Here is a 13,233-nt window from a genome sequence, read left to right on the forward strand (position 1 = left end):
CTAATAATACCTCCCCTATGCCCTTTTGATTTTTCCTGTTGAGAAAAATGTTTTAATAACGAATAACATTAAAATGATACTTATAGACATGATGATTAATCCTAAATTCATAGTAAGATCAACAGGCTTCGCTAAATCTAAAGGTAAGCCTCGTAAAATATCATTGAAGTTCATGAAATTAAAAGGATTATAGGGAATTAAACTAATAAGAGATGGGAAAATCATAGGTAAAAAGAATAAAATAAAGTGTACAAATAATGTTAAATACATATTTTTCAGTAACACATTTAAAATAATCGACAACAGCATTACAAAAATTGAAATAAATATCATATAGCCAATGCTCATTGCAATATATTGAATCGTAGATATTAATGTGGCATTTCCTAGATATATCGCTACAGGCTCTAATGGGTTACCAAGTCCATTTAATAGCCACAATGGAATTGCACAAATAAAAATGAGCAAAATGCTTGTAACTATAGATAAAAAAGTAATAATACATTTAGATAAAATATAGTGATCAAATCGGACAGGAAAGCCCTGAATTATACTAGAATGCTCAAAGTCATCAAGCAAAATAGAACTTGTATGGAAGCTTATAAATATGTACCAGCCAGCTCCAACATGAATAAAGAAAAATAATAAAAACGGCATATACTGAAATAAATCGGATATTGTATCCTTTCCCTCATCATTCATCCTCTTAAAATAAAGATAGTCCATAGAATTTTGCAATTTAGAAGGTAATAATTCTGCAACATTTTCATATCCTTCTAATTCGAATGCCTCTTCTCTTAATTCTGCGAGTTGAAGTGAAGTTTCATAATACATAGATAGTTTGTCCATCGTTAACGCTGCTATTTGTAAAGCAATATTGCTTTTTTGTTTGGTTAAATTCTTATATAACTCGCTTCCGTCACCTGTTTCTGAAGCATCTTTAACTTGAAACTTTGAAAGTATAGCTTGTGCTGAATAGTAATCACCCTTTTTCTCGACAAGTTGATTACCAAGAGCTTGTGCATTTATATAAAACATAAAGCCGAAAACGATAATAACAACTGCGACAAGTGCGACTAAATTTTTCCGATTCGCTCGCTCAATAACTAGACCTACTTTTAATGCTCTTAACACCGTCATCCTCCTCCCTTTGCAATCAATGCATTTACGTAATATGATAATCTATTATGAATATTTTTACAATTCTTACATTTGAAAGGTTTCTATTTAAAGTTTGTAATTTCGTAGGAATAGATATTCATTTGGAGTGGTTTCATATTGCAAGCAATAATCGCCGTTTCTTTTGATTCATAGCGTGTAATTTTTCTAATGATTCTCAGGGATGACAGTCTAAGAAAAATCCATGTTTTTCGGGAGCTAGCTTTTCTGGTTTTACTCTAAATAAGGGGAGGTTTAATTCACTGTTAAAATAGTTTTCTTTTTAAATAAAAAGTATTTCACCCTTTTTCATCTCTATTTACTACCTTATTTTCTTGAGTATCCCTTAAATAAAGAGCTAAGGCGATTAAAATTGCAAAAACTGATAAACATCTAGAATGTATTGACATTAAAATATTGGTTGTTTACATGAATAGTTAATCCTGTTGTAATTTGTTGTAGATATTGACTATCTACTTCCCCATACTTTTCAGATATGCATCTTTAATAATTTCGCGATAATTTGCTAGAGAAATTTTTTGATAAATAAAAGCAATTATCAAGTGTACGAAAGTCAAAATTATTCCAGCAATTGAAAAGCTTTGACTTATTGAATGCACTTGAAAAATTCTTCCCCATAATATAACCATGAAAATGAATAGCGGGAGCAATGAAGCACCAACTATCAATGCTGGATTTCCATTGCCTGAAATAGTGCCTGGCCTCACAGTCATTTGGTTATTCAAATAAAACAGTAACAGTACACCTAAACTTGCTATAAAAAGTGTAAGCTTTGTACCTTTCAAATTAACATCCCCTTTCAGGTAGTTTTTATAAGAGTATGTAATTAATTTGAATAAAACAACAAAAGCCCTTATAAACGAATAAGGGCTTTTGTTTTACTAATATTGTAAAATATCTATATCTTGTAGGAGAAACACCATTAGGTTCTTCAATTTCAACCAAATTATCGTAATTTGAACCATCCTTTAATTGCATCAGAAATACATTTTTATCTACCTTATGGAACTGTATTTTCAATAGTTGTCTTAAAACCGTTCTTAGCAGCGGTATCAATTAACTGATAAATAGAATTACTTGATGCATCGTTAAACAAATACCATTGATCATCAGTAGCATCATAAATCAAAACTTTTGGGTCAGGCAAAGTTTCATCGAAAGTTTGAACTAAAGTATAGAGATCAAACTGTTTTATGCTTTTCCCTTCTTGGTCTATAAAATCAAATTGACCACCTTTATAGTAACCACCTGGAGTAGTGCTGTGAACAGACCATGTATAATTTAAAGGCTCTTTTACCTTACTTCCTTTGTTTTTTACAAAAATATTATGCATTTCTTCTACATAGGCATTCCCTTTTATTCGCTCTACTACTCCACCCATAGTCATATGGTATTCATAAAGCACTGCTTTCACTTCTACACCATTTATAACTAGTGGTTTTGTAATGACATTTACTGTCAAATCCTTATAATCGACATTACAATCAAATGTTTCTGCAAGAAATCGAAGTGGAACGAAGATGCGTCCATTTTTTAAATATGGTTTTACATCAAGTAACACCTTTTTACCGTTTTTCATAACTGTATTACTGTTCAGTTTTAAGATTACTCGTATATCGCTTTTAGTAAGTGTCACTTGGGAATCCGACCAATTGACCGTAGCTCCTAAATTTTCACTGATTACACGTAAAGGTACCATTGTACGATTGTTTTTGGTTTCAGGATTCACATCGGTTACAACTTTTATACCGTCAACCTTTATTTTAATGTTTGCATTTGCTGCATAAGCAGGTGACGATGAAATGATTAGAATCAAAGCAAGGAAAACACCTGTGAATATCTTTTTCATCTTTGATAGCTCCTTAAAATTTTATGTGCATACTATAATCTGAAAATTAACCTAACTTTTTAATGATTTACTTATTTAATAAGGCTTGATAAGTCCTCCCTCATATCAATAGGTTTTTGTAATACAATCTCAAAAACCTCTACATTTGATTAAAATGTAGATAAAAAATATTAAAATTCAAATTATAACTATCTAAAATATGTTAATTAATTATTCATTTTGAGTCTTTTCAAATTCTAACCACCCCTCAAATATGGAGTCATCTTTTAAATCAAAATAGTATTTTGCGAATCTCATAAATTCTGTGGAATCGATCTCTTTATATTTATAAAATTGATAATAACTTTTTAAAAATTGTTCAATTTCTTTTAAACCCTCATTTTTATTAAATAATTCCCATAGCATTGTGGGAGCCTTACCATAGATATATGAACTCATTTTTGATTCATATTGATCAAGTGGTAAATTCACTGGAAGCACCATATTAGGATCAATACTGTACTTCGTATAAGGTTTGCTAAGGTTCAATTTTTTAAACGCGAATAGATCAGTGGCAAATACAGCGAAGCCTTCATCTAACCATGCATTATAAAAAGGATCATTGTTAATCATCCCATAAAACCATTGATGAGCAATTTCATGAACCACCATACTTTTAAGCGCCTCAGAATTGACAGGATCACTATTATAAATCGTATGAGCTGTCACAATTCCTGGATACTCCATCCCCAATCCATCTATAATAATATCTAATTGTTTAAAAGGATAAGGTCCTATTATTTCTTCAAAATAATTAAATGCGGTTGTAGCCTCGTTCGCTATTTCTCGATATAATTCCTCTTTATGCTTCTCAAATCCAAAGACTCTAATGGATGTTCCTCCGTTTTTCTCCACTAGTATTGGATCTTTTAAAATAGCAAGAAATATTTCCTTCACATTCTCAACTTCAAGTAAACCTTTGTTTGGACTTGGGTATACTTCTTGATCAAATGAAGATACCAAGGTGTACTCTTTAGGAATGTCATATGTTAATTTGAAATTGCTATATGTGTTATGATAGGTCTCTCCTCTAAACAGGTACTTTTCCTTGTTCCATTGATGGTTTCTATATGTGGCAAGCATCGGATAAAATTGAGCTAAATGGTAATTATCAACATTACTCTTTGTGAATCTTAACCCCTCTTTAGGAAGAGTTAGTACATAGGAAAAATAAACTTTAATTTCTTGATTAGGTTTTAACTTTTCCATAAGCTGAATGTTTAATGTATCTTCTTCAAGTGTATATTCTGCCTTTTTTCCATCAATTGAAATGTTATAAAAATCGACGGTCGATGGATATTCTAGTTCGGGTGATACACTTTTTGTAAACATATTTGGTACAAAATAAAAAGTTAATTGTCCCCAATCATCAGTAGATAAATTTTTGACTACTACGGTTGATTCTAGCTGAAATTTCCCATCGTTCCCCATCTTTAGTTTAATATCGTATTCACTAAAATTACCAGGACTTATCTCCTTTGGAATGAATTCTTGTCCATTCACCTTTTTAGTAATCGTCGAGTCCTCATTATCAACTTGTTTATTTATCTTACAAGCAACGAGAAAAATACTTAATAAAACTAAACATATAAAAAATAATTTCTTCTTTATTTATTCCGCCTCCAATCCTCAAATAATAATAAATGTAAGATTGAGTAAAAATATGAAAGAAATATAATTTTTTAATTATTATACCGATTATCTCCATAAATGTTCAATCAATAAATGTGTGGCTATTGATGAATTTGTTTAATATATTGATATTGAAAAAATTACTAAGTCAATACGGTCACGAGTCATGGATACGATTTAAAGCCCTCTTAACCTATTTAACGAATCATGGTTGTTCGACCTGTTTAAATGAAATTACTAAGACCCAACTACGTCGCTATATCCAATATCAATTTATTAAAAAAAACCTCGTTTGGTGAACCGAAAAATACCTTCTTTGTTCCTTGCTTATAATTTTAAGTACTTGTTTGAGTCAGCAAAGACCGATGATAAACTACCCGACTCTATAACAATAAAGGATTTAAAACCGCTATTTGGCGATAAAGAATGTAATCATCCACGTTTTTTATTGAGGAAGGAGCTTAATGTTTAATTTGTTAGCAACATCAAGTCTGTGATGTTCTGAACAGGTTTCATTAACATTGGGACTAGTATAATATTCTTGTTTTATTCAATTGATTAAGTATCCAGATAGTGAACGAATAGCATTTTCACTACTTACGAACTTTCGGAACGTTTTATGTAAAATAGTTTGCACGTTACATTTTGTAAGGAACAATCGTCTCTAACTAAATATCACTTCAATCGCTCACCTTCCAAAGGACTTTAAAAGATAATATTGAGCACCTTCTTTCTAATAAAATGAAAAAGAGCATGGCCTTTACTTTATGTAGTAAAAAGCATGCTCTTTAATTATTATTCAACTTTATGTTTTATTGGATTCAGACAGTATGGTACTTAACCATTTCATCGATAGCATTCAGATTTCCCCTGTGCACTTTAATACTAACGCTTTTAACTGCAATTTTTTGTAAGTTAGTTTTGATCAGGTATATAGTAAGGATTAATATGAATAAGGACTTCCCCTACATCTGGGTATTTATTTAATATTTCATTTTTTATATCACGAGCTATATCATGGCCTTGTTTAATTGTTAAATCATGATTAAGTGAAAGACGCACGTCTAGAATCTTATAGTGACCGTGTTCTCTTGCGCGGAGTCTGTCTATTCGTTTTACTTGATAAAATTCATGAATAGTAGATTCATATCCGTCTAAAAGATCTTGATCTACGCTTTTTTCCATTAAAACATCAACAGAAGGTTTAACTAATTCCATTGCGATTCTAAAAACAAAGTAAGCTACTAAAGCACTTGCAATAGCGTCCGCGTATAACAAAAATGTCCATCCAATTGCATTTCCTATTATCGCTAAGAGGACTCCTATAAATGCTGCAAGGGAAGCAACAATATCACCTTTATGATCATATGCAATTGCGATAATAGCCTTGCTATTCCATTTTCTCCCTTGTTTAATGGAGTATCTATACAATATTTCTTTCGCTATGTAAGAAATTATAGCTGCAATCAATGCACTGTACTGTGGTACACCGGGTTTATCAAAAAATGCTAAAATTGCTTCTACTAATATATATATTGATACTATTATTAAAATAATTCCAACGATCGCTTCACTAATAACCTCTGCCTTACCATGCCCAAAGGGATGATCCTTATCAGGTGGCTTATTAGAGATACCTACAACTGCTAACACAGCAATCGAAGCTACTACATCTGCACCAGAGTGAATCCCGTCTGCAAATACAGCCTCACTCCCCCCAAAAAGACCAAAGAAGATTTTACCTATCATTAGAATTAGGTTGGATACAAGTGCAATCCATGCAACTTTTTTGCTGATTTGTTCTCTCTCACTAACCATTTATTTCTCCTCCGATTAAGAGTTTATTTACTAAAAATGAGGGAAGAAATTCCCCTCAAATACCCTTAACCTTTTACCTTTAATTAATACTCAACTATGATATCAGACGAATATCGAGTGGGTCTACAACAACCTTTTTTACCATTACTAAATAAATTTAGAGCATAAAAATAAGTTTCCTGAGACCAAATTATTAACTCGGATTTACCGTGATTTTCTAATACAGAATATCCTTTAAATGAAGTGTAATTGCAAACTTTTAAGTGAGGATTTACAATTGGTATATATTGTATTTTCAAAAGATATAAAAAACTTAGGACATACCAACCTCTGTATTTAGCGATCAACCACGCTGGAACTATTTGCGACCAATGGTTAGTAAAAAAGAAATAAAACGGAGTAATTTTTTCTAATGGAGCTGAGCATCAATTTATTATGTAATTGTAAGGAGGCACAATTGAAATTTATAGAGATCGGTATAGGCAATAAGTGGTTTTTACGGACAGAAACAGAGTATAGTGATGGTAGCGAAATCGAAGAAAAAGGAATCTCCTTTCCAATAAAATTTCAATCGGTATACATTAGAATTTGGATAAGAAAAACAGTACTTATCGTTGATTCTAAGGATGGCATAAAAAAAACAAAGAAAAACAGGAGTGATTTTAAGATTATTTTGGGGATCGTAAGTCTCTGAACATAGTATAGATGATAAAATATAGTTCATCATCAAGAGCAATGTACTAAGCTTTTAAATTCTGTACTCCATATCTAAATTTCACCTCTAAATCATTAATAAATGATACAAAAACAAGCCTTACTAAATAGATTAGAAGGCTAGTACATAATTAATATATTTACTGAATTATAATATTTTTGAACTTCTTTTTTCCATTATAATAGTATCATGCCATTTCCCATGTAATTGAGCAATTTTTTCTCTCGTACCAACTTTTGTAAAACCCATTTTTTTATGTAATTGTATACTGGACGTATTGATAGCGAAAATAGATGATTGAAGCGTCCAAAAACCTGCTTTTTCACTCTCGGCAATTAGTATTTTAAACAATTTAGAGGCAATACCCCTCCCTTTACTATCTTTAGAAATATAAACACTTACTTCCCCAACCCCACAATATACTGCACGGGTAGAAACAGGCGAAATGGCAATCCATCCAACCACTCCATCATGTTCTTCTGCTACAAAACGCAAAGTATCATGATGTCCTTTATCCCATTCATATTCACTTGGCACTTCTGTTTGAAAGGTAGCCATCCCCGTATCGATTCCTTCTTGATAGATCTTTAATACCTCTTTTAAATCTTTTTGTGCCATTTTACGAATTAGAATTGTGTCCATTCAATTTCCCCTTTTAGAAAAGGACTGCTAGAGAAAGCTAACAGTCGAATATTTTAACAACATGTATTTGATTTATTAAGATTACTGCTGCACACGCCTGTTTCTGGTAGTTCTAATTCCATTCGTTGCGAAGCTTCTACGTCACCTGATAAATAGGCTGCTATTGATCGGACTTGTTCATAACCTGTTGCCATTAAAAATGTTGGTGCACGGCCATAACTTTTTGCGCCTACAATATAGAAATCTTTTTCTGGCTGTCTTAAAATTTCTTCTCCATGTGCTCGTACAGTTCCACAGCTATGCACATTCGGATCAATTAGTGGTGCTAACGCTTGCACACTCTCTGTTACAGTATCGATGGAAAGACGTAGTTCGTTATTAATTGTAAAATCTGGTCGGTTTCCTGCATTTACAATAAGCTCATCGAATCCTGATAATACTGTTTGTTCGTCATTTAAAGTACCAATTATATTTATTTTTTTATCCTTTTTCACCATCGAAATATAAAATGGTGTAACTACTTCTATCTTCCCTGTATCTACTAATTCCTGAATACGAATACCTAGAGCGCCACGTGCTTCCAATGCATCCTTTTCTTTCCCACCATATACTTCATCTACAGAGTTTTTACGCATAATCCAAACAAGTTTCGTTGAAGGATTCTCTTTTTGTAGTTCAACCAAAGATAATAAAGTATTGATAGCAGAATGACCGCCTCCAATAACAGCAATCTTCTTATTTGTGTATCTCGAAGAGTTCACCTTTATATCTGGTATTCCATATTCAATATGTTCTGCTAAAGCTTTTTCAGTTTGTAGCCAAATACCTGTAGAGTTTGCCGGGTTAGGGTTTCCCCATGTACCAGTTGCATCAATCACTGCTGAAGCTTCAATAATACTTATGTCGTCCCCTTTTTCAACATAAATCTTAAAGGACTGATTTTCTCGATTTTTTGATTTCATTTTATCATTCAATTGACGTGAAATACCTACTACTTTTGAGTTTAATTGAATGAAAGGTTTTATTTGTGCTAACTCTGCTAAAGGCTTTAAATAGAGATCAATTAACTCATGTCCAGTCGGTAATGTTTCCAAGATAGGTTCATGCCAATCCGTTTCCTCGAGTAAGATTTTAGCAGTTTTATTGATGTTATATCGCCATGGAGAAAATAGTGTAACATGACCCCAAGTGCGAATGTTATGAGCAATTTCACTCCCAGCCTCTAATAAAATAAAGGATTGATTTTTCTCCACTAAATGAGCTGCCGCAGCTAACCCGATTGGACCAGCACCAATTATTACAATAGGTAATACCTTAGTTAAATCATTAAAGGTTTCTTGTACCTCGATGTCTTTAGCGGTAGTACAGCAAGAACTATTTTGTTTAATTTCATAAAATGTTTTCATAAATAAATCCTTCTTTTCTATAAATTTTTTAATATAAGCATTCCCTTATATACAGTGTATTTTTTACGTCTAGCATCAAGCTAGACGTAATTTAATTTGATGCAATTATCATACTTAATTTTCACACGATTTTTTCCTTATTTCTTTTGTAACTTTATCGAATTGGGACTAGGCTGAAAGTCAGCCATTTGACTAATAGCAAGGGTTCTCTGTACATAAGAAACATGTGTGCTAATCATATTAGTGCTTCTTATAATTTAATGTTCTTAAAATATTTTTTCTGCCAGCGCAATGCAACCCAAACAAGTCCGATGAGTACTGGTACTTCGACAAGTGGACCAATAACAGCGGCAAAGGCCACTCCACTATGAAGGCCAAAAACACCTACAGCTACAGCAATTGCTAACTCAAAGTTGTTACTAGCAGCTGTAAAAGAAAGGGCCGCTGTAACGGGATAAGATGCACCTACTTTACGTGAAGAAAAGAATGAAACTGCAAACATCACAACAAAGTAAATAAATAATGGGATAGCGATTCGTACAACATCGAGTGGTAATTCCACTAGTTTCTCACCCTTTAATGCAAACATCATGACTATTGTGAACAGCAGTGCAATTAAAGTAAGTGGTGAAATCTTTGGTAAGAATTTTTCTTCATACCACTGTTTCCCTTTTGTTTTGATACTTATCCATCGTGTTAGTATTCCGGCAGCAAATGGTATTCCTAAGTAAATAAGAACACTTTTTGTAATTTCCCACATTGAAATGGACACATTAAAATTCTCTAAACCAAACCAACCGGGTAATACATTTAAGAAAAAGTAAGCAAAAATCGAATATGTTAAGATCTGAAAAATGGAGTTAAAAGCAACTAGACCAGCTACATATTCTCGATCTCCACGCGCTAAATCATTCCAAACGATAACCATCGCAATACATCGAGCTAAACCAATCATAATGAGCCCAGCCATGTACTCTGGATAGTCACGTAAGAAGATGATCGCTAAAAAGAACATTAAGACTGGTCCAAGTAACCAATTTTGAAAAAGTGATAGTAAAAGTACCTTCCAATCCTTAAATACTCGCCACATTTCCTCATACTTAACTTTCGCTAAAGGTGGATACATCATCACAATTAACCCTATAGCAATAGGTATGGATGTTGTACCAACTGACATGGATTCTAATGCTTCACCAATATTGGGCATTGTGATACTTAATAAAACGCCAATACCCATCGCCACAAAAATCCAAAGAGTAAGGTAGCGATCTAAAAATGAAAGCTGTTTTGTTAAAGATTCATTACCCATTAATTTTCCTCCCTTATGGGTGTACAGTCAGAGCCGCAAGTGCATCCTTTAACAGGCTCAATTTGTTCTAAAATACCTTTCATAAGTGGCGTTTGTTCCTCGACTAAACGGTAATGTTTCCATGTCCCAACCTTTCGTTCAGTAATAATTCCTGCCTCCTTTAATTTTCTTAGGTGTTGACTAACTGCAGGTTGTGAAATTCCTAGAACATCCACAAAATCACATACACAAACCTCCCCGTTTTTCATACAAGCAAGTAATTTAATGCGGTTCAAATCTGCTGCTGCTTTTAATTGTTTTTCAATTAGTGTATTTTCCATATGTATGCTCTCCTTATATAATCATTTACTTATATATGATTTGAAATAAAACCACCTAAACTAATTATAGGTGATAAATTAATATATAACTATACACTTATATTATGCATGTTAAACAATAATTGCAATACATTTTTTTGACGTTTGACGGTGATACATTTCATTTATGTACAATAATAAAGCAACAAATTGAGTGGGTACTAAAGAGCATTCTAAACGCTATTGTTAAAGCCATTCATTTTCGTATGTTTAATATTAAGTGAACCTCAGCTAGTTTCTATAAAGGAGATACGTCTTTGAAGTAACAAGCTGGAGGATTTGAAGACGTTTGATGGAGGAACCTAAAACGGCCCTCTTTTCAACATTAGTGGTCTGCATTCGTTGAATTGTTAAGGATTATCCGCTTCATGTGCTGCTATCACTTATTTGTAGAATGTCCCATAGTACCGAATGTTATCAAAGGAATCCTTTATAAAGATTTATTTTGTATATCCTATTCAAATTATTATAAAGTAAATAAAAGCCTAATTTATCTCGGCTTTGGAAGCGAGATAAATTAGGCTTTTTACTGGTCGGTGTTAACTTTAAAGTCTAACCTTAACCTCAGTACCGTCCTTAGCTTTAACATCAACTAGAACGATTCCCTTATAATTCTTCAGTTCCTGGACGATAGGCTTTAGCGTTTTTTTGTCTATTAGGGGAATGGTAAAGTCTATATTTTTTCTTTCGAAGTGCTCTTTTGTCCATTTGTTTGCAGATTGCTGAATAAATTTAGATGACAAGATTGAAATAGCAACGTTTAGAAAAACATATGGAACTGGAATCGTAAACCGAACGTCTTTTGCTTTCACTTTTACGTACATCATAAGCCAATCACTATTCAATAATGACTGAAACGGTATCCCCGTTAGCCGATTTAATATCAACAATTTGGCCATCTAATTCGTTTTCGATTGCTTCAATAATAAGGTTTATATCTATATCTTTAACGTATTTTTCCGATTGAGGAATACTCGCTGCGATGCTATGTCCAGCCATTAATACGACCTTCACAAGCTTTAATGGCAAATTGACTGTAACGTTATCATTTTCGGCTGATACAACACGAATTTTTAAAGTTTTATCTAAATATTTAGTAGGTGTTTCTAAAAGGCTATCATCTGTTTCTGCTTTCTCTTTTAATACTTGAATCAGTTCGGATGCCTTATCTGCATCAATCTTACCTTCTTGAACCATTGTTAACACTCTTGAGATTTCCTCTTTCATGATAAATTCCTCCTTATTCTTCTTTTAAGAGTTTTATGGCTTCTTCTGGTGTGATTTCGCCATTTTCCAACATAGTAACAACTTTTTTCTCGTCTACTTCATTTTTCTTCTTTTGCACATATCCAAGGGATGAAATGATATCTGTTAGTTTGCCTCGAACTGTTGGATACGAAATCCCAAGTTCCTTTTCAACTTCTTTAATATTCCCTCTGCATGTTAAAAATACTTCCACAAAATGAAGCTGATCCTTCGATAAGGATGCCAACTTAGATAATTCAAACTCATTTTCAATCGTCGTGTGACAATGAGAGCACTGCAACTTTGTAATTTTCAATGTTTTACTGCAGACAGGACAATTTGTAATTACTTTATAAGCCATAATGAAGTCCTTTCCTTTTAGTTGATTTGATTATACAACAAGAAATTAAAAATGTGAACATTAAAATTAATTTTTTGAATAAAAATAATCAATAATGTTAATTTGTTTTTCAATATTATTGATTATCCGTTTTCTTTGAATTTAAAAAAAGCTGTTTTCTCAAAGATTGATGTTTCTTCTCTAATAGCGCAGCTTAGGTGAAGGAGTAATTGGAACATCATACCATTTCGTTCGTCTTACTATAAAGTAGGTTGATTTTAAGATTTAAAGTGTTGTATGTATTTTATCGTGGAGGATGAAAATGAATAACATAAACTACGCAATAGTATCTATCTCATATATTGCTATTGCTTGCTTTGCTCAAGTATTTATTGAATTCGTTACTTTTGCAACTTCTTCTTCCTTTTGTCATTGTACCTATTTATATTTTCTTTTTGCTTATAAAATTTAATTTGGAATTCCACAAATACTTACTTTCTATATATATAGGATTCTTTTCTTCTGTCTTTATTTATTCCTTTATATTCTTATTCCCTTCGCCCGCTAAAGAATTGCCACCAGGTGAGCTTGTTTTAGGCACAGATCTTATATTAATATTTTTGACATCAACAATACAATTTTTTATTCTGAGCCTATTAACTGTCATTTTATATTTATTCCACAGACTATTTAAGAAAAG

13 protein-coding genes are annotated in these 13,233 nt (G+C 32.4%); 1 reads left to right on the plus strand and 12 read right to left on the minus strand.

Going from position 1 to position 13,233, the window contains the following annotated elements; all coding sequences use genetic code 11:
- Positions 1 to 15 precede the first annotated feature (15 nt).
- The 5 genes from JNUCC51_RS24105 to JNUCC51_RS24125 all read right to left on the minus strand — a co-directional run bounded on the left by JNUCC51_RS24105 (position 16) and on the right by JNUCC51_RS24125 (position 6,517).
- Entirely contained in the window at positions 16 to 1,140 is a 1,125-nt protein-coding gene (locus JNUCC51_RS24105) for an ABC transporter (RefSeq protein ID WP_337990124.1), read from the minus strand.
- A 491-nt stretch (positions 1,141 to 1,631) separates the two neighbouring features.
- Positions 1,632 to 1,964, minus strand: a complete 333-nt coding sequence (locus tag JNUCC51_RS24110) for a hypothetical protein (protein WP_337990125.1) — start codon at positions 1,962 to 1,964, stop codon at positions 1,632 to 1,634.
- Between the two features lie 215 nt (positions 1,965 to 2,179).
- Positions 2,180 to 3,028 (minus strand): copper amine oxidase N-terminal domain-containing protein, encoded by an 849-nt coding sequence (locus tag JNUCC51_RS24115; RefSeq protein WP_337990126.1) that lies wholly within the window; start codon positions 3,026 to 3,028, stop codon positions 2,180 to 2,182.
- Between the two features lie 210 nt (positions 3,029 to 3,238).
- Positions 3,239 to 4,570 carry a M1 family metallopeptidase gene (locus JNUCC51_RS24120; RefSeq protein ID WP_337990127.1) on the minus strand — a complete coding sequence of 444 codons (1,332 nt, stop codon included), beginning with the start codon at positions 4,568 to 4,570 and terminating at the stop codon, positions 3,239 to 3,241.
- A gap of 1,044 nt (positions 4,571 to 5,614) precedes the next feature.
- Positions 5,615 to 6,517 carry a cation diffusion facilitator family transporter gene (locus JNUCC51_RS24125; protein ID WP_337990128.1) on the minus strand — a complete coding sequence of 301 codons (903 nt, stop codon included), beginning with the start codon at positions 6,515 to 6,517 and terminating at the stop codon, positions 5,615 to 5,617.
- A gap of 457 nt (positions 6,518 to 6,974) precedes the next feature.
- Between JNUCC51_RS24125 and JNUCC51_RS24130 the strand changes: the two genes are divergently transcribed.
- The gene (locus JNUCC51_RS24130; RefSeq protein ID WP_337990129.1) at positions 6,975 to 7,211 is read left to right on the plus strand and encodes a DUF3977 family protein; all 237 of its coding nucleotides are present in this window, start codon (positions 6,975 to 6,977) and stop codon (positions 7,209 to 7,211) included.
- Between the two features lie 168 nt (positions 7,212 to 7,379).
- Here the strand turns inward: JNUCC51_RS24130 and JNUCC51_RS24135 are convergent, their stop codons facing one another.
- The 7 genes from JNUCC51_RS24135 to JNUCC51_RS24165 all read right to left on the minus strand — a co-directional run bounded on the left by JNUCC51_RS24135 (position 7,380) and on the right by JNUCC51_RS24165 (position 12,554).
- On the minus strand, positions 7,380 to 7,874 hold the full coding sequence (locus JNUCC51_RS24135) for a GNAT family N-acetyltransferase (protein WP_337990130.1): 495 nt from the start codon (positions 7,872 to 7,874) through the stop codon (positions 7,380 to 7,382).
- A 53-nt stretch (positions 7,875 to 7,927) separates the two neighbouring features.
- The gene (locus tag JNUCC51_RS24140; RefSeq protein WP_337990131.1) at positions 7,928 to 9,280 is read right to left on the minus strand and encodes an NAD(P)-binding domain-containing protein; all 1,353 of its coding nucleotides are present in this window, start codon (positions 9,278 to 9,280) and stop codon (positions 7,928 to 7,930) included.
- A gap of 250 nt (positions 9,281 to 9,530) precedes the next feature.
- Complete coding sequence (arsB, locus tag JNUCC51_RS24145) at positions 9,531 to 10,589, minus strand: ACR3 family arsenite efflux transporter (protein WP_337990132.1); 1,059 nt, start codon at positions 10,587 to 10,589, stop codon at positions 9,531 to 9,533.
- The gene (locus tag JNUCC51_RS24150) at positions 10,589 to 10,909 is read right to left on the minus strand and encodes an ArsR/SmtB family transcription factor (protein WP_049665280.1); all 321 of its coding nucleotides are present in this window, start codon (positions 10,907 to 10,909) and stop codon (positions 10,589 to 10,591) included. The genes arsB and JNUCC51_RS24150 overlap by 1 nt, the downstream gene beginning before the upstream one ends.
- A 584-nt stretch (positions 10,910 to 11,493) precedes the next feature.
- Positions 11,494 to 11,775, minus strand: a complete 282-nt coding sequence (locus tag JNUCC51_RS24155) for a hypothetical protein (protein ID WP_337990133.1) — start codon at positions 11,773 to 11,775, stop codon at positions 11,494 to 11,496.
- 10 nt (positions 11,776 to 11,785) lie between these two features.
- Positions 11,786 to 12,175: an SHOCT-like domain-containing protein gene (locus tag JNUCC51_RS24160; protein WP_100542345.1), complete on the minus strand. Its 390-nt coding sequence runs from the start codon at positions 12,173 to 12,175 to the stop codon at positions 11,786 to 11,788.
- A gap of 13 nt (positions 12,176 to 12,188) precedes the next feature.
- Positions 12,189 to 12,554 carry a DUF2089 domain-containing protein gene (locus JNUCC51_RS24165; protein ID WP_018393054.1) on the minus strand — a complete coding sequence of 122 codons (366 nt, stop codon included), beginning with the start codon at positions 12,552 to 12,554 and terminating at the stop codon, positions 12,189 to 12,191.
- Positions 12,555 to 13,233: the final 679 nt, after the last annotated feature.

Source organism: Lysinibacillus sp. JNUCC 51, from assembly GCF_015999525.1.
In the GTDB taxonomy this organism is placed as follows: domain Bacteria; phylum Bacillota; class Bacilli; order Bacillales_A; family Planococcaceae; genus Lysinibacillus; species Lysinibacillus xylanilyticus.